This window comes from Pseudarthrobacter sp. CC4 (assembly GCF_048957775.1).
Lineage (GTDB): Bacteria > Actinomycetota > Actinomycetes > Actinomycetales > Micrococcaceae > Arthrobacter.
The window spans coordinates 1-15,836 of record NZ_JARCCZ010000023.1; the positions used below are offsets into that span (position 1 = coordinate 1).

Sequence of the window (15,836 nt, forward strand, 5' to 3'; positions counted from 1 at the left end):
ATCACCGGGCAGTTTTACTGGCCACCAGCGGGCCGATTAACTGGCCGCCCGTGGGCAGAAACAAATGGCCATTGACAGCCGACCTTGCGCCCAGTAGGACTGCTCGCTGAGCCACAGGTGCACTCGGGCACGATCAATCCTGTCCGCGTCGGCGGAGAAAAAATATCGCTCAGTCATAACAACACCCTATGGGGAACGGACAACGTGGTTTCAACAAGAAACGCCCACCTTAAGGGCCGGGCTTTGGAACCAGAGTGGTCCGTGGCGACAGCAAGGGGTTTTCAGTGAAGGGAAACGCTTGGCGGTGCCGCCCCTGACACCGCCAAGCGATGAGACCCATCGGTTGCCCGACTCAAGGCCGCGGTACTACTGGACCCAGTCCCAGCCGCACCCCGGTGCGCCGCTGCCTTTCACGGACAACTCTGGGACACCCGCCTCAAGGAGGGCGGCAGATATCGTCAAGAACTGCCTAAGACCTCCTTCAGAGCCACAGCCGGAACAGCGCCTTGATTCAATCTTGAGCGTTAGGTCTTGTTTTTGATGGGACTTTGACTAACACCGACCGGGTTTCTTGATACGGGACGGGCATTGTTGGCGTTGTCGGAAGGGGAGCCGGCAGCCAATCGGGCCGCAGAAGGCGGTCCGTCCTCAGAGAAAAGGAAGTTTGTCATCATGGGTCTCAGCCTGAACACCACCACCGGTAAAGTCGTCGCCTCCCTGGCCCTGGTCGGCACCGCCGCCGGCGTCGCAGGCCTGGGCACGTACGGTGCGTTCACCTCCAGCACTTCGGCCTCCACCGCGGTATCCTCGGGCACCGTAGCCATAACGTTGGGCGCCCCAGGCGCAGCCAACCGCCTCAGCGTCGCCGCCAGCGGCCTGGTCCCGGGGGACACCGTGCAGCGCGCCGTGACGCTGACCAATGCCACCGGCAACCAGGCACTGGCGGGCATCACGCTAACGACGCTGGCTACCGCCACCTCCAAGCTGGACACCGACCCGGCCCTGGGCCTGCAGCTCGCGATCGACAAGTGCTCCGTGCCGTGGACCGAGGCCGGCACCGCCCCGGCCTACACCTACACGTGCTCAGGGGGCACCGTCACCCAGGTCCTGGCCTCCCGCGCCGTCATCGGCGCGGACCTCGCCCTGGCCGGCCTGAGCTCCACCGCGGCCGGCAACACCGATAACCTCCGGGTGACCCTGTCCCTGCCAGGTGCAGCGGACAACAGCTTCCAGGCCAAGAGCAGCTCCATCGACCTGTCCTTCACCGGAACCCAGCGCTCCGGCGCCAGCAAGTAACCACAGCTTCCTCCGCCGCCTGCCGAAACCGGGCGGCGGAGGAATACCACCCGGAACGGACACTGCCATGACGGCAACCCTCACCCACAGCACCCCTCGAGCCACCACTGCGATTGACACCGCCGCTGCACGGGCTGTAAGCCGCTGGGCCAAGGCGCTCCGATCCACGGCCAGAGCTGCATCAACGATGGCCTTGCTCGCGGCCGTGGCGGCGTTCCTGTTCCTGGCTGTCGGGCCGCGGGTTTTGGGGTACCAGACCAGCACAATGCTCACCGGATCCATGGCCCCGGTGATCAACGTCGGTGACGTCGTGGTATCAGTACCGAAACCGGTCAGCAGCCTCAAGACGGGGGACATCATCACCTATGGGATACCGGTCGAGGACCACCGCGTAGAAACCCACCGCATCATCGAAATTGTCAGGACCGCCGACGGAAACCCGGCCATCCGCACCAAGGGCGACGCAAACAACGGTGCCGATCCGTGGACCGCTACCCTGCAGGGCGGCACGGTCCATGTCCACGCCGCCACCATCCCCCACCTCGGGACGGCCATCCGCGCACTCCGCGAACCGGCGCTCCTGCATAGCCTGATGTACGGCGCACCGGCGGTCCTGGTCTGCATGGTCCTGCTCTCGATCTGGAAGAAGGAACCTTGCGTCAACTCCCCTGCCGTCACGGAGCACCCTCAATGAACACCTTGCCGCCGGGGATCCTGCCCACGGTGCTCGATGACCAGCGGCTGCGGAAGATGGCAGAGGACACCACGTGCGCCGTGGCCGAACAGTTCGCCACCGACTACGGCAGGATGCTCCCCTGCCGGATTCTGCGTATCGGGGGTGCGGTCCATGCCGGGGACCGGGAAGCCGCGCTGGACGCGGCCCTGAGCCTCAAGACGAGTTCCGCCCTCATCGGCGCACTCAGAATGGAACTCATCTGCACCCGCCTTCAACATGCGATCGAAAGGGCCGATAGCCACGAGGCCGAAAAGGCCTTACAGGAAGCACAACACCACCAACCCCAACTGGCAGCAGCCCTTGCCAACACTGCGCCGTCCAAGTACATCATGCTTCCTGCCTAGATGCTGCTTGCTACCTTTCTGGAAATGCCCGATCACGGGGCAAGGAGGGATGCAGACCCCGAGACTGACAAGGAGAGTCCAGACCGTGCGAAACAGCGGAAACACGGGGTCGGGACGACACGTCGGTTTCGCACGGTCCGCGGCGGTTCTGACAGCGGCCGCGGTCCTGATCCTTGCACCCGGGATCGCCCAGGCGAGCTTTACCACCGGCGCCACGGGCCACATGAGCACAGCAACGCTCAGCCTGACCCAGCCAGTCGGTACCGCGGCCACCTCCAGCTGCACCGGCAGGGACCTGACCATCACCTTCACCAACTACGGTTACGTACCCCGCGCAAGCGCCTTCCGCATCGAAATCTTCCGAGACCCCGCCGACACGGCACCGCAGTTCGTGGTGGACAAAGCCCAAAACGACCTGAGCCCGATCACCGTGAGACTCTCAGGTGCAAGGACGCCCAGGCCCTACAACGTTCGGGGACTCTATCCCACAGCGGGAGGAAACACCTGGATCGGGCAGCCCCTGCCAGGCACCACCGTCTCATGCTGAACTGCCAAGCCTTCCCAACAAGCACCATGCCCCCGGCAGCCGTGAACAAGTATCGGACATACCTGAGGAGGAACGGGCTGGCGGCGGAGGACCCATCCCCGCGGACACGCCAGCCTGGGACTTCCGGAACTTCACCGTCGTCCGGCCCCGGTGGCTCGAACTGACCACGCGTTTCCGATGGAGGGCTTGGCTCAAGGCCACACCGAGATATTAGCCGCTGGTCAGCGCGCTTTCACCATGCCGGGCCCCGTTGGTGACGGTAATCCACCCGGGACGCGTTGCACAAAAGATCGAGTACTCACTACTCGTGTTGTCTTCCCTCCGTGGCCCTTAGCGTTGAGGAAACGTCCCAATGGGGCAAAGACTTCGTTGCGATTAGGTGTCAGGGGGCAGGTTATGGATACAAACTAAGTGCGCGCCCGGTGCAGGAGAAGACCGGGGCCAGAGGCGAAGGCAGCTGCGCGGCGTGGTCCCGCGGGCAGTCACCGTCTCCGGCTGCGGCCGCACCCACCCTGCACGGTTCTCGCGTGAGGGAACAAATCCTCGGGGACCTGACAGCGTTGACCGGCTGAGGACGGCTACAGGTGCCGGTGCGTGCATCTCGGGGCACGTCATGGATCTCAGGGCGCTCGGTGTCGAAGGTTCAGGCCAGCTTCTCGCTGCCGCGGCCTCGTCCATTGTGTCGGAGCTAGCCGGGACGTGCCTTTGATGCGGTTGTATCTTTCCCTCACCCTGACGGGTGCCCATGACCGCGGGTTCGAGCCATCAGCCTGTCCCCCTGGTCCCCAGGAAGTTGCGGTCGTGTAGGCCCGCACGACATGCGGTCCCCGCACAATAGCTCGTTCCAGGTCCCCTGATACCGGACTGTTGGCTCCTCCAACCTCCGCGACAGTGAAGAGGTCATCAATGCTTAAACTCACTCGAATTCTTGCTCCCCTCGTTTTCTTGCCTGCGATGCTGCTGCCTGCTGGCGGGGCAACGGCCGCCCCCGCAGACAGGGACCGTTTTGATACATTTGCCGTTGATTTCACTACGTGCGGCGGCGTGTGGGAGTACGTTACGGGGCAAGGCACAAACCAGTATGTTTCGAAGGTGCAGAAGGACGGCACATATATCGAGCACTACAAGCTTCACGCGCAGGGCGTGGGTTCTCTGGGCACTGAGTACGTGATGAATTGGAGCATCACTTTCCGCACCTCCACGAGAAAAACCAAGATCAATCAGCGCATCACGGCGATCAGCAAGGGATCCGCGTCCAATCAGGTACTTGCCTTCCACTATGACTCCACCAGTGGAAAAGCAACCCTCACCGAAGACTGCCGGGGCTGAGTCCATCGAAGCAGCCTTCACTGCACACCGTCTGTAACACCGGCTATTACTCGGAACATCCGTCGCAGTTGACGCTTTACCGTTGAGTCCGAACATTACTTCACCAGCCGCAGCGACTGAGCATGACGCATAGGTAGCAGAGAGTCATCGTCTTCGCAGTGCGTACGACATTGATGCGGCGGAAATGTTCGCCGGACAGGCAGCTGGGGTTCTTCGGCCGGCACTGCGCATCGCCGAGCTCAAGGACACGGTGGAGAACCTTCACGCCGCCCTTGCCAGCAGAACCGTCATCGACACCGCGGTGGGCGTGGTGATGGCCCAGAACCACTGCGGCCACGACGCCGCGTTCGCCATCCTCGTACGGGCCGCCAGCACCAGAAACGTGAAGCTGCGGGACGTCGCGGCGGCCGTCGTCTCCTCGGTCTCCCAAGAGCAACTCACCGTGTACTTCGACCCCTGACCTTACCCTCAACACCGAGGGCACACCCGGCGCTCTTCAGGCAGGACCAAAGCCTCTGCATGCCAGCCCGGCCAAAGGTTGATCCTTGAACTAGCAGCCGGGGACGCGGCCGGGCTCAGTCCACACCATGGCCGGATTCATCCAAGGACGCCATCAGCATCACCAACCGCATTCAAGGGAGTATCAGATGTCTGCGTCATCAGCACACCCGGGCGTAGGTGCCGGCCACCACAGAACAACCATCGAGACCACAACGCTTGCAGCGGGAGCTGTTTTCGCCCTGGCAGGAATCCTCGGGTTCATCCCGGGCATCACCACAAACTACTCGGCAATGACCTTTGCCGGGCCCGACTCCGGCGCGATGCTCCTGGGCATCTTTCAGGTCTCCATCCTGCACAACATCGTCCATCTGCTCTTCGGGGCCGCGGGGCTGGTCATGGGCAGGAACGCGACCCAGTCGAAGTACTTCCTGATCGGCGGGGGCGCCCTTTACCTGGTGATCTGGCTCTATGGGCTCCTCATTGACCAGGCATCCTCGGCCAACTTCATTCCCGTCAACACCGCGGACAACTGGCTGCACGTCGCACTGGGAGCGGTCATGGTCGCCCTGGGAATCTTCCTTGGCAGGGGAACCGCCGGGACGCCAAGCACCCGGTAACAGGGGCGCGGGTCGGCCCGGCCCGACTACTTCCACACCGTGCTCAGGCCGCGCGGATGACCAGTTGCCGGTGGAATCGGCGACAAGGTTTATGCAGTTCCGACGCGGCCCCGTAACTGTTAGGGCTGAAATCTGTAGCCGATACCGGCTTCGGTGAGGAGGTGGCGCGGATTGCTGGTGTCGGGTTCGAGTTTGCGGCGGAGTTGGGCCATGTAGACGCGGAGGTAGTTGGAGTCTTTGGCATAGGCCGGTCCCCACACTTCGGTGAGCAGCTGGCGGTGTGTGATGAGCTTTTCGGGGTTCTTGACGAGGAGTTCGAGGATGTTCCATTCAATGGGAGTCAGGCGCACGTCGGCACCGTCGCGGGTGACGCGGTGCTTGGCGAGGTCGACCGTGAAATTGTCGGTTGCGACTATGGGGTCCGATGGTGGCAGGTCGACGGTCCGTCGTAGCAGGGCGCGGAGTCGGGCGAGGAGCTCGTCGGGTCCGAAGGGTTTGGTGAGGTAGTCGTCGGCCCCGGCGTCCAGGGCCTCGACTTTGTCGTCGGAGGTGTGGCGGGCCGAGAGTACAAGGATGGGGACGCGGTTCCAGCTTCGGAGCTTTCTTATGACGGTGTTGCCGTCGATGTCCGGCAGGCCCAGGTCCAAAATGACCAGTCCCAGGGGGTGCTGGGTTGCGGCGAGGAGCGCGGACCGGCCGTCGGCGGCTGTCGTGACACTGTAGCCGTTGGTCTCGAGGGCGATTTTCAGGATCTTGAGCAGGTGCGGATCGTCGTCGACTACCAGGACACCGGTCATGGCTGCTCCGTCCCTGACGGGTGCAGCGGCGTCCCGTGGATCCGTCCGGCCAGGAAGGACTGCGGGACCAGGGGTGCCTGCTCGTGGCTTTCGTCGGCTGGTGCGCCTGTGGACAGTGGCAGCCGGATGACCATGGTCAGGCCGCCGCCTGGTGTTTGTTCTGCGGTGAGGGTTCCTCCCATGGCTTCTGTGAATCCTTTGGCCACGGCCAGCCCGAGGCCGACGCCGGTGGTCTGCGGAATGTCGTCGAGGCGTTGGAAAGGCCGGAACATTGCTACCACGCTTTCTGCCGGGACGCCCTGGCCGTGATCAATGATACGGAGTTCCCCGGCGGGGCGGCCCTTAAGGGTTTCGGCGCTGAGGCCGCCGGCGGTTCCGACGAGGACGATGTCAGATTCGGGTGCGTATTTCACGGCGTTTTCGACGATGTTGGCGATGACGCGTTCAAGCATCCCCGGATCTGCTTCGATTTCGGGCATGTTGGGCGGTAACTCCGTGCGGACTCGACCCGCGGGGATCCCGTGAAGAGCCGCGGGGATGACCTCGTACCAGCGCAGCGGGCGCAGGAGCGGTGTGGCGGAGTCGGAGGTGATCCGGGACATGTCCAGGAGGTTCCCGACGAGCAGGTCCAGCCGGTCTGAACACTCGTCGATGGTCTGGAGCAGTTCCCTTTCCTGCTCCGGGGTGTAGTGCTGGCCGTTTTGAAGAAGCATGCCGACGGAAAGTTTAATCCCTGCCAGCGGGGTCCGCAGGTCATGGGACACGGCCCGGAGTATGGAGGTGCGCATGGTGTTGCTTTCGGCGAGGCGGAGGACCTGCCGGCGGCTGGCGGCCAGTTGCTGGCGTTCCAGTTGCGCGGCGAGGTGCACGCCGAACGCGCCGAGCAGCCGCCGGTCGCTGGCTGGCAGCGCGCGGCCGAACAGGACCAGGCGGGTGGCGGCGTCGATCTGCTCGGTGTTTTCGGTGCGGAATTCCGGGGGCACGGCGGCAGCATCGCCGCCCGCGGCCGGGCCGGGGATATCGCCGGCGCTGGCGAGGAGTCGCCAGCTCTCCCCGGCCCGGCTGTCCCGGATATCGGCGGCGCCGTACAGGGCGGCCCCACGGACGCCAAAGACGTCCAGGGCCTGGTGCAGGAGGTCTTTGACCGTGTCCTCCGAATTCGCCGCACCCCTGGTGAGGTCCGCCAGGGTGGTGGCTTCCGCGCGGGCGCGGGAGGCTTCTTTGGATCGGCGGGCGGAGAGGTCCACGACGACGGCCACGGCAGCGGACACACCGACGAAGACCAGGAGGGCCAGGACGTTTTGGGGGTCGCTGATGGTGAGGGTTCCAACCGGCGGGACGGAGAAGTAGTTGACGAGCAGGCTGCTGAAGAGCGAGGCGAGGATTGCCGGCCACAGTCCGCCGATAAGCGCCACCGCGATCGATCCGGCGAGCTGAACGAGGACGGCGGTGGCGACGTTCTGTTCCGGGTTCAGGGTTAGAAGCCATTGGAGCAGTACGGGCAGCACGACCGCGAGGATGAAACCGACGGTGACCCTGGTGCGTCCAAGGTCCCGTTGCCGGCGGGGACCGGTGCCGCGTCCGCCGAGCGGGTGGGAGACCATGTGGACGTCGATGTCCCCCGAGTCGCGGACCACCCTGGTGCCGATGCCTCCGCCGAGCAGGCCGCCGAGGATGCTGGCGAGTTTCCCGCGCCGGGAGGTGCCGACAACGATCTGGGTGGCGTTGACGCTGCGGGCGAAGTCCAGCAGGGCGGCGGCCGGGTCTTCCCCAGCCACGATGTGGTAGCTGCCGCCGAGGTCCTGGATCAGGCGGCGCTGGGCTTCCAGCGCCTGGGGCGACTCGCTTGCCACCCCGTCGGCCGCACGGACGTGCACCGCCAGCAGGTCTCCGCCGTTGACCCGGTTCAGGATCCTGGCCCCGCGGCGGATCAGGACCTCACCCTCGGGACCGCCGGTCAGCCCGATGACGATGCGTTCGCGGGCAGGCCAGGTGGCCTGGATGTCATTCTCTGCCCGGTACTTGGCCAGGCCTTCATCGACCCGGTCCGCGAGCCACAGGAGGGCCAGTTCGCGCAGGGCGGTGAGGTTGCCAAGGCGGAAGTAGTTCGAGAGTGCGGCGTCGATCTTGTCCGCGGCATAGATCTTGCCGTCGCCCAGGCGCTGGCGCAGCAGTTCCGGGGATATGTCCACCAGGTGAACCTGGTCTGCCCTTCGGACGACGTCGTCGGGCACCGTTTCGGCCTGCCGCACGTCGGTAATGGAGCCGACGACGTCCCCGAGGGATGCGAGGTGCTGGATATTGACGGTGGACAGGACGTTGATGCCGGCGTCCAGGAGTTCGTCGACGTCTTCCCAGCGTTTGGCGTGCCGGCTGCCGGGGATGTTGGTGTGCGCGTATTCGTCCACGATCGCCGTCGCGGGTTCCCGTGCCAGTACCGCGTCGAGGTCCATTTCCTCGAACTCGGTGCCCCGGTAGGGGAGGCGCCGGGGCGGGATGACTTCGAGCCCGTCGAGCAGCGCCCGTGTCTCGGCGCGGCCGTGGTCCATGACGAATGCGACGACGACGTCCTCGCCGCGCCGGCTGAGGCGGTGGGCTTCCTCGAGCATTTCGTAAGTCTTCCCCACCCCGGGGGCTGCCCCGAGGAAAATCCGCAGCGTTCCACGTCCCATCCCGTCATTCTTTCACTTGAAGCGGTCCGGTTATTGCGGCTGCCGGGACGAAGGCGAGGCTGCGGCCACGTCCAGGTTCAGGGCCGTGACGTTGACGGCGGGCTGCCCGAGGAAGGCCTCCAGGCCGCTGCTGGTGTTCCGGTCTACGAGGTCCTGGACGGTCGCGGTGCTGAGTCCGTTCGCGGCGGCCACGCGGGGCACCTGCAGCCTGGCGTACTGCGGTGAAATGTCAGGATCGAGGCCGGATCCACTGGCGGTCACGGCGTCCGCCGGAACCTCGGCCGGGGTGACGTTCTCGGTGGTGGCGACGGCGGCGCGGTTGGCCGTGACAGCGTCGCGGAGTTTGGCGTCGTTGGGGCCGAGGTTGCTGGCCGAGGACGACGCCGGGTCCCAGGTGACGGCCGAGGGCCGGACGTGGAACCACTTCGGGTCCTGGGCGCCGGCGTCGTCGGCTTTAGCCTGGGCGAGCAGCGCAGAAGCCGCCGGGGCGCCGCCCTCGTCCCTGCTGATGGAGCCGTTGGCCTGGTAGGGGGCGATGAGCTGCCCGATGCCGAAGACTGTTGCAGGGTATGCCAGACCGAGGATGAGGGTGGCCAGGACAAGGAACCTGGCGGCGGTCCCTGCCTGGCGGAAGTAGCCGGTGACAATGTTCATGGTGGGGTTCCTAGCCGATGCCGGGGATGAGCGAAATGATCAGGTCGATGAGCTTGATGCCGATGAACGGGGCAATGAGGCCGCCGAGCCCGTAGATGAGCAGGTTCCTGCCCAGGGCCTGGTTGGCCGACACAGCACGGTAAGTGACGCCGCGCAGCGCCAGGGGCACGAGCGCGATGATGATCAGGGCGTTGAAGATCACCGCTGAGAGGATGGCCGAGGCTGGGGTTGCCAGGCCCATGATGTTCAGCAGGCCGAGCCCGGGAAAGGTGGCGGTGAACAGGGCCGGCACGATTGCGAAGTACTTGGCCACGTCGTTGGCGACGGAGAACGTGGTGAGCGCTCCGCGGGTGATCAGCAGTTGCTTGCCGATGCCGACGATGTTGATGAGCTTGGTGGGGTCGGAGTCGAGGTCCACCATGTTCGCGGCTTCCTTGGCGGCCGGGGTACCTGAGTTCATGGCCACTCCGACGTCGGCTGCGGCCAGTGCCGGGGCGTCGTTGGTGCCGTCGCCGGTCATGGCGACAAGCCGACCGGCGGCCTGCTCTCGTCTGATGACGGCGAGCTTGTCCTCCGGGGTTGCCTCGGCGACGAAGTCATCGACGCCGGCCTCGCCGGCGATGGCCTTTGCGGTGATGGGGTTGTCGCCGGTGATCATCACGGTCCGGATGCCCATTTTCCGCAGTTCGGCGAAGCGGGCGTGCATCCCCGGTTTGACGACGTCGGCCAGGTGGATGGTCCCCAGGACGTCACTTGCCCCGTCGTTGCGGACCCGGGCGACAAGCAGCGGAGTCCCGCCCTGGGCAGAAATTTCCTGCACCCGGTGAGTCACCTCGGCCGGCGTTCTGCCGCCATGACCTGCAACGAAAGCTGAAATCGCGGCTGCCGCGCCCTTGCGGATCATCCGGCCATCCAGGTCCAGTCCGCTCATACGCGTGGTGGCGGTGAACGGGACCACGGTGACTTGGTTGGGGCCTCGTTCGAGGGCGGCGAGATCCGGCCCGGTCACGCCCTTGTCCGCCGCGAGGTCCACGACGGATCGTCCTTCGGGGGTGTCATCGGCCAGGCTGGAGAGCCGGGCTGCATCGATAAGTTCGGTGCGCTCGACGTTGTTGGCCGGGAAGAAGTTCACCGCCCGGCGGTTGCCGTAGGTGATGGTTCCGGTCTTATCCAGCAGCAGCGTGGTGATGTCGCCGGCGGTTTCGACGGCGCGGCCGGAGGTGGCCAGGACGTTGTGCTGGACCAGGCGGTCCATCCCGGCGATGCCGATCGCCGGGACCAGCGCCCCGATGGTGGTGGGGATCAGGCACACCAACAGCGCCACCAGCACGATCGGTGACGGTGTCGCCCCGGCCAGCGAGGCAAAAGGGGCCAGGGACATGGTGACGACAAGGAAGACGATGGTCAAGGACACGAGCAGCACGTGCAGGGCGATCTCGTTGGGGGTCTTTTGCCGGACGGCGCCCTCGACGAGCTTGATCATCCTGTCGATGAAGGTCTGCCCCGGCTCGGCGGTGATGCGGATGACGATCCGGTCCGAGAGAACCTTGGTGCCGCCGGTCACGGAGGACCGGTCCCCGCCGGATTCGCGGATGACCGGAGCTGATTCGCCGGTGATGGTCGATTCGTCGACGCTGGCCAGACCCTCAATGATCTCACCGTCGGAGGGAATGACGTCTCCGGCTTCGCAGATGACGACATCATTAAGGCGCAGCTCCGTGCCCGGGACTTCCTTGGCTGTTCCGTCGGGCAGCCGGAGTTTCGCCTGGACGCCTTTGCGGCTGGCGCGGAGGCTGTCTGCCTGTGCCTTGCCGCGGCCTTCGGCGATGGCCTCCGAGAGGGTTCCGAACAGGACCGTGAGCCACAGCCAGGCGGTGACGGTGATGCCGAACACCGACGGCCGGTACAGGGAAATCGCCGTGCACAGGGCCGCTCCCACCAGCACGGTGAACATGACCGGGGAATGGATCATCTGGCCCGGGGAGAGCTTCCGCACGGCCACGGGCAGCGCCGCGGCGACGCTGGATACCGTCAGTTTCGCGGGGGCCTTGGTGTGGTGCTTGTGTTCGCCGGGGGTTCCGAGGGGGTTGCCGTCCGCGTACGTCTGGGCGGCTTTGTCCGTGGCGGATGCCGTGTTGGACCGGGTCATTTCAGGAGTCCTTCTGCGAGGGGGCCCAGGGCAAGGGCCGGGAAGTAGCTCAGGGCGGTCAGGATGACGGTCACGCCGAGCAGCAGCGAGCCGAACATCGGCCCGTACGTAGGCACGGTCCCGGCGGAGGCCGGGATTCTGGCCTGCCGGGCGAGGGACCCTGCCAGGGCGAGGACCAGGACGATCGGCAGGAAACGGCCCAGCAGCATCGCGACGCCAAGCATGGCCGAGAGGTACGGGCCCGAGCTGGTGATGCCGCCAAACGCGGATCCGTTGTTGTTGGCACCAGAGGTGAAGGCATAGAGCACCTCGCTGAACTGGTGCGGTCCGGCCGCAGGGGCGTTCGCCATGGCGTCCGGCAGCAGCACGGTGATCCCGGCCAGGGCCAGCACCAGGACCGGGGTGACCAGGATGTACATGGCGGCGAGCTTCATCTCCTTCGGGCCGATCTTCTTGCCCAGGTACTCCGGCGTGCGTCCGACCATGAGACCGGCGATGAACACGGAAATGACGGACAGAATCAGCAACCCGTAGAGCCCGGAGCCGGTCCCTCCGGGGGCCACCTCGCCGAGCATCATGTTCACCATCGCGACCCCGCCCGCCAGCGGCGGGAGGGAATCGTGGGCGACGTTCACCGCGCCCGTGGACGTGAGCGTGGTGGACGCGGCGAAGATCGCGCTCGGGGCAGCCCCGAAGCGCTGTTCGAACCCCTCCCCGAGCCCCCCGGCGGCCGCCGTCGCTGTCCCCTGCGCGGAGGCAACCGCCCATCCCGTCAGGGCGGTGGACGCCAGCCAGAGGGTGCCCATGACGGCGGCGACGGTGTACCCCTGCTTCTGGTCGCCCACCATCCGGCCGTAGGCATAGGGCAGGGCCGAGGGGATCAGCAGAAGGAGGAAGACCTGGAACAGGCTGATGAAGACGCTGGGGTTCTCGAACGGGTGGGCGGAGTTGGCGTTGAAGTAGCCGCCGCCGTTGGTGCCCAGGACCTTGATCGCTTCCTGCGAGGCAACCGGACCGCCCGGAATTACCTGCGTGACCCCCGTGGCACTGTTGGTGACCTCGGTGGGCCCAAAGTTCTGCACGACGCCGCCGAGGACCATCACCACCGCCGCGAGGCCGGCCAGCGGAAGCAGGACGCGGAAGGAGGACCTGGTCAGGTCGACCCAGAAGTTGCCGAGCCGGTCGGTCCTGGTGCGGGCGATGCCGCGGATCAGTGCGACGGCCACGACGATGCCGACGGCGGCGGACAGGAAATTCTGGACGGCCAGGAGGAGCATCTGCACGAAGATGCCGACCGTGGTTTCCGGGACGTACGTCTGCCAGTTGGTGTTGGTGACAAACGAAATGGCCGTGTTCATGGCGACCCACGGGTCAACCCCGGAGAGTTCCCCACTGCCTGGCAGCAGACCCTGAAACCGCTGGAGCAGGAACACCGCCAGGATGGACACGGCGGAGAACGCCAGGACACTTCGCAGGTAAACCGGCCACGTCTGCTCCGTGTCCGCGTCAACACCGGCAAGCCGGTAGAACAACCGCTCTGGACGGGTCGAAGCCTTGCCTTCGAAAACCCGCGCCAGATAGGCGCCCAACGGTTTATGCAGGGCCGCGAGCACGGCGATGAGCGCCGCGACCTGGATGAGGAACGATGGGGTGTTAAAGGTCATGCTCCACTCACCACTTCCCGGGACGGATCAGGGCCGCCAGCAGGTACCCGAACAGGCACACTCCAGCTATCACCAGGACCAGCCACATCACCGCGTCGGCGCTCATTGACTGTCCTCCGCCCCGTCACCGGCACCGCCGACCATTCCGGTCAGGAGCTGACCGATCCACATCACCAAACCCATGGAGACCATGAGGATTCCAAGTACAGCCGCGTCGGCCATTGCAGGTTCCTTTCGAACGCACCCCGATGCGGGGCTGCTCCCAGTCAATCCCCGGGGTCGGTCCGGCCGACGCGATCCTGACGAATCCTTAATGCCTTGGCCCGCAATATTGATGCGTTCTTAACGCACCTTCACCGGCCCCGATCGCGCATGTCCGGGCCTCGGCCCGGCCATGCGAAACGGGCCACGGCTGTCACGGTCTATCGACGGACGCCATGGGTGGACTCCACCCGACAGCGGGCTAATCGGCAGGTCTATGATCCGGTGGGCGTCCGGACTGATCGGCGGCGCGTGCGAGGATGTCACGGGCGATGGTGTGCATTGTCTCCTCCGGTTGTTGTGCGGCCGAACTAAGGACCTTCAAGGCTTTGTCCTTGCTGCATCGGTGTTGCAGCATGACCAGGGCGACGGCAGCGTCGATCACCGACCGGGATTGGAGGACTTTGCGCTGATCCGCCGGGAAAGGCTCGGCAAAGTGGACCCGAAGGGCCAGGCGCAGGATGCCGGAGATCGCTGCGGCGTGCTCCTGGATTCGGGCTATCGTGGCAGGCGTAAAAACTCCGGTATCACGGGCGTAGCAGTTCAGGGCGGCCGCTGCGCCGTTACCCGCGGGAATGGGCATGGCCAGCACGGAGGCAATGCCGTTGTTGTCCATGAGGTTGGAGTAACCGCTCCAGCGTGTCTCGGTGCGGGTGTCCGCGACGAGGACGGTGGTGTTGGTTCTCAGTGCGGTGAGGCATGGGCCACGGTGGAGTCGGTACTGCAGGTCATCCAGCGCCCGCGCCGCGGGCGTGCTGCTTGCTACGGTGAATGCGTTTCCGACGCGTTCGACCGTGATGGCGCACAGCATGGGTTGCCTGCCTCCGAGCGCGGCGGCCGTCAGGGTTGTCAGGGACAGCAGGAACTCGGCGAAACCGGGACTTTCCAACAAGAGATCCTGGAGTTGTTCGGCGGAGGGTTCCGAGTTGCGCTGAGACACGCACGCCTCCTCCTGACCCGGACGGGTCCGTTTATGCCGGCAGCCCCGCCCGGGTATAGCAAAGAAGAGGACGGAGGGCGTCTTGCGGGTGGCTCGCGCTTGTCACATTACTCGAAAGGGCGGGCGATAGACACACGTGCCCTGAAGACTTCCCCTTTACATGATCCATCGGTTCCGTTTATCACAAACGCCCAGAGGCCCGGCAAAACGAAGACGATCACGTGGTGGGGCCCGACAACTGAGCCGCTTACGAGCCTAGCTGCGGAAAGAGCCATTTGTGGATGTTGGCGTTAGGTGGCGGCTTTTTGTGTTCGCTCTCTGTCGCTAGTTGCCGATGACGAGGATGCTCGCTGCTGCTTCTACGACGTCGTCGGTGATGGTTTCGAGTTGGTTGATTTTTAGGATGCGTATGATCTGTGGGAATAGCCGTTCGAGGAGCCGGAAGTTGCCACGGGTGATGCGTTCTACTGCAGCGATTGCCTGGGCGTCTGTGAAGTCGTCCGGGTCGAGGGTCCGGCCGAGACGTTTCCAGTGTCGGTCCAGAACGAAGAGGAGTTCGTCTCTGCCGAGGGCGCGGTATCGGTGGGAGAAGCCGAGTCGGCTGTATAGCTGGGGGTAGTGCCGGAATCGTTGGTCTATGCCGGGCATGCCGATGAGGATCATCGGCAGGTGGGTTCGCTCGTGGTTTTCACGGAGGAGTGATTGTGTCAACGTGATCGGAGCCCACTAGGACGGCCCGAACGGTACCCATCAGTCGGACGCCCGGGGACGATGTTGTGAAAGTGCCCAGGTGGTCTGCGTTCTGGCGCTCTGAATCCACTGCCGCGGGTCAAGACGAAGTCCGAGGTCGCGGAAGCTGGCGTCCGTTGGAGGAATGCGTCAGAGGTAGCTGCAGATGCGTCCGGGATCGCAGTTTGCGTCGGTCCCGGCAGCGGCGTTGGCGTGGAGGCCGGCGACGACGGATCGCAACGCCATTAGTTCAGAAATCTGGTGGTCCAGTTCGGCCAGCTGGTTGGAGAGAAGGCCCTGGACGTGGGCGCAGGGGGCTTCTCCGGCGTCACGGAGGCGAAGAATTTCGCGTATTTGCGTCAAGGCGAGGCCTGCGGCCCTTCCGCGGCGGATGAACTCGAGCCTGGCCACGGAGTCTTCAGGGTAGTCCCGGTAGCCGTTAGAGGATCTTTGCGCTGCCGGGAGAAGCCCGCTGTCCTCGTAGAAACGAAGCGTCTTGGTTGTCATCCCTGCCGCTGCCGCGGCCTCACCGATACGAATCATGAACCCATTTCTTAGCAGGCGACCAGGACGGCGATTCCTTGACATTCCAGTATAGGG

15 protein-coding genes and 1 pseudogene are annotated in these 15,836 nt (G+C 65.0%); 7 read left to right on the forward strand and 9 right to left on the reverse strand.

The window, feature by feature from the left end:
* The first annotated feature begins 672 nt into the window (after nucleotides 1-672).
* The 7 genes from PV768_RS15850 (at nucleotide 673) to PV768_RS15880 (ending at nucleotide 5,370) form a co-directional block, all read left to right on the forward strand.
* Nucleotides 673-1,296, forward strand: a complete 624-nt coding sequence (locus PV768_RS15850) for a TasA family protein (RefSeq protein ID WP_421093485.1) — start codon at nucleotides 673-675, stop codon at nucleotides 1,294-1,296.
* Nucleotides 1,297-1,363: 67 nt separating this feature from the next.
* Entirely contained in the window at nucleotides 1,364-1,990 is a 627-nt protein-coding gene (locus PV768_RS15855; protein ID WP_421093486.1) for a signal peptidase I, read from the forward strand.
* Nucleotides 1,987-2,376, forward strand: a complete 390-nt coding sequence (locus PV768_RS15860; protein WP_421093487.1) for a hypothetical protein — start codon at nucleotides 1,987-1,989, stop codon at nucleotides 2,374-2,376. Before PV768_RS15855 ends, PV768_RS15860 begins: the two co-directional genes overlap by 4 nt.
* A gap of 85 nt (nucleotides 2,377-2,461) precedes the next feature.
* The gene (locus PV768_RS15865) at nucleotides 2,462-2,923 is read left to right on the forward strand and encodes a hypothetical protein (RefSeq protein ID WP_421093488.1); all 462 of its coding nucleotides are present in this window, start codon (nucleotides 2,462-2,464) and stop codon (nucleotides 2,921-2,923) included.
* A gap of 906 nt (nucleotides 2,924-3,829) precedes the next feature.
* Nucleotides 3,830-4,252, forward strand: a complete 423-nt coding sequence (locus PV768_RS15870) for a hypothetical protein (protein ID WP_421093489.1) — start codon at nucleotides 3,830-3,832, stop codon at nucleotides 4,250-4,252.
* A 184-nt stretch (nucleotides 4,253-4,436) separates the two neighbouring features.
* A complete protein-coding gene (locus tag PV768_RS15875; RefSeq protein WP_421093490.1) occupies nucleotides 4,437-4,712 on the forward strand; it encodes an ANTAR domain-containing protein in 276 nt (91 codons plus the stop codon).
* Between the two features lie 187 nt (nucleotides 4,713-4,899).
* The gene (locus tag PV768_RS15880; protein WP_421093491.1) at nucleotides 4,900-5,370 is read left to right on the forward strand and encodes a DUF4383 domain-containing protein; all 471 of its coding nucleotides are present in this window, start codon (nucleotides 4,900-4,902) and stop codon (nucleotides 5,368-5,370) included.
* Between the two features lie 119 nt (nucleotides 5,371-5,489).
* Here PV768_RS15880 and PV768_RS15885 read toward each other — a convergent pair whose 3' ends face one another.
* From PV768_RS15885 to PV768_RS15925, 9 genes and pseudogenes are all read right to left on the reverse strand, one after another.
* Complete coding sequence (locus tag PV768_RS15885; RefSeq protein ID WP_421093492.1) at nucleotides 5,490-6,167, reverse strand: response regulator; 678 nt, start codon at nucleotides 6,165-6,167, stop codon at nucleotides 5,490-5,492.
* The gene (locus PV768_RS15890; protein WP_421093493.1) at nucleotides 6,164-8,839 is read right to left on the reverse strand and encodes a DUF4118 domain-containing protein; all 2,676 of its coding nucleotides are present in this window, start codon (nucleotides 8,837-8,839) and stop codon (nucleotides 6,164-6,166) included. The genes PV768_RS15885 and PV768_RS15890 overlap by 4 nt, the downstream gene beginning before the upstream one ends.
* A 30-nt stretch (nucleotides 8,840-8,869) precedes the next feature.
* A complete protein-coding gene (locus PV768_RS15895; RefSeq protein WP_421093494.1) occupies nucleotides 8,870-9,493 on the reverse strand; it encodes a potassium-transporting ATPase subunit C in 624 nt (207 codons plus the stop codon).
* 10 nt (nucleotides 9,494-9,503) lie between these two features.
* Entirely contained in the window at nucleotides 9,504-11,642 is a 2,139-nt protein-coding gene (gene kdpB / locus PV768_RS15900) for a potassium-transporting ATPase subunit KdpB (RefSeq protein ID WP_421093495.1), read from the reverse strand.
* Nucleotides 11,639-13,306 carry a potassium-transporting ATPase subunit KdpA gene (gene kdpA, locus PV768_RS15905; protein WP_421093496.1) on the reverse strand — a complete coding sequence of 556 codons (1,668 nt, stop codon included), beginning with the start codon at nucleotides 13,304-13,306 and terminating at the stop codon, nucleotides 11,639-11,641. Before kdpA ends, kdpB begins: the two co-directional genes overlap by 4 nt.
* Before the next feature lie 7 nt (nucleotides 13,307-13,313).
* Nucleotides 13,314-13,412 carry a potassium-transporting ATPase subunit F gene (locus tag PV768_RS15910; protein ID WP_421093497.1) on the reverse strand — a complete coding sequence of 33 codons (99 nt, stop codon included), beginning with the start codon at nucleotides 13,410-13,412 and terminating at the stop codon, nucleotides 13,314-13,316.
* A 357-nt stretch (nucleotides 13,413-13,769) separates the two neighbouring features.
* A complete protein-coding gene (locus PV768_RS15915) occupies nucleotides 13,770-14,507 on the reverse strand; it encodes an ANTAR domain-containing protein (RefSeq protein WP_421093498.1) in 738 nt (245 codons plus the stop codon).
* A gap of 324 nt (nucleotides 14,508-14,831) precedes the next feature.
* Nucleotides 14,832-15,170: pseudogene (locus tag PV768_RS15920) on the reverse strand (ATP-binding protein); the annotation flags it as partial.
* Nucleotides 15,171-15,386: 216 nt separating this feature from the next.
* Nucleotides 15,387-15,776 (reverse strand): heavy metal-responsive transcriptional regulator, encoded by a 390-nt coding sequence (locus PV768_RS15925; protein ID WP_421093581.1) that lies wholly within the window; start codon nucleotides 15,774-15,776, stop codon nucleotides 15,387-15,389.
* Between the last annotated feature and the right edge of the window lie 60 nt (nucleotides 15,777-15,836).

Coding starts and splice junctions, on each gene's coding strand:
- PV768_RS15890 (WP_421093493.1), bottom strand. CDS start 8,839: ATGGGACGTGGAACGCTGCGGATTTTCCTCGGGGCAGCCCCCGGGGTG.
- PV768_RS15910 (WP_421093497.1), bottom strand. CDS start 13,412: ATGAGCGCCGACGCGGTGATGTGGCTGGTCCTGGTGATAGCTGGAGTG.
- kdpB (WP_421093495.1), bottom strand. CDS start 11,642: ATGACCCGGTCCAACACGGCATCCGCCACGGACAAAGCCGCCCAGACG.
- PV768_RS15870 (WP_421093489.1), top strand. CDS start 3,830: ATGCTTAAACTCACTCGAATTCTTGCTCCCCTCGTTTTCTTGCCTGCG.
- PV768_RS15860 (WP_421093487.1), top strand. CDS start 1,987: ATGAACACCTTGCCGCCGGGGATCCTGCCCACGGTGCTCGATGACCAG.
- kdpA (WP_421093496.1), bottom strand. CDS start 13,306: ATGACCTTTAACACCCCATCGTTCCTCATCCAGGTCGCGGCGCTCATC.
- PV768_RS15875 (WP_421093490.1), top strand. CDS start 4,437: ATGTTCGCCGGACAGGCAGCTGGGGTTCTTCGGCCGGCACTGCGCATC.
- PV768_RS15880 (WP_421093491.1), top strand. CDS start 4,900: ATGTCTGCGTCATCAGCACACCCGGGCGTAGGTGCCGGCCACCACAGA.
- PV768_RS15895 (WP_421093494.1), bottom strand. CDS start 9,493: ATGAACATTGTCACCGGCTACTTCCGCCAGGCAGGGACCGCCGCCAGG.
- PV768_RS15855 (WP_421093486.1), top strand. CDS start 1,364: ATGACGGCAACCCTCACCCACAGCACCCCTCGAGCCACCACTGCGATT.
- PV768_RS15885 (WP_421093492.1), bottom strand. CDS start 6,167: ATGACCGGTGTCCTGGTAGTCGACGACGATCCGCACCTGCTCAAGATC.
- PV768_RS15850 (WP_421093485.1), top strand. CDS start 673: ATGGGTCTCAGCCTGAACACCACCACCGGTAAAGTCGTCGCCTCCCTG.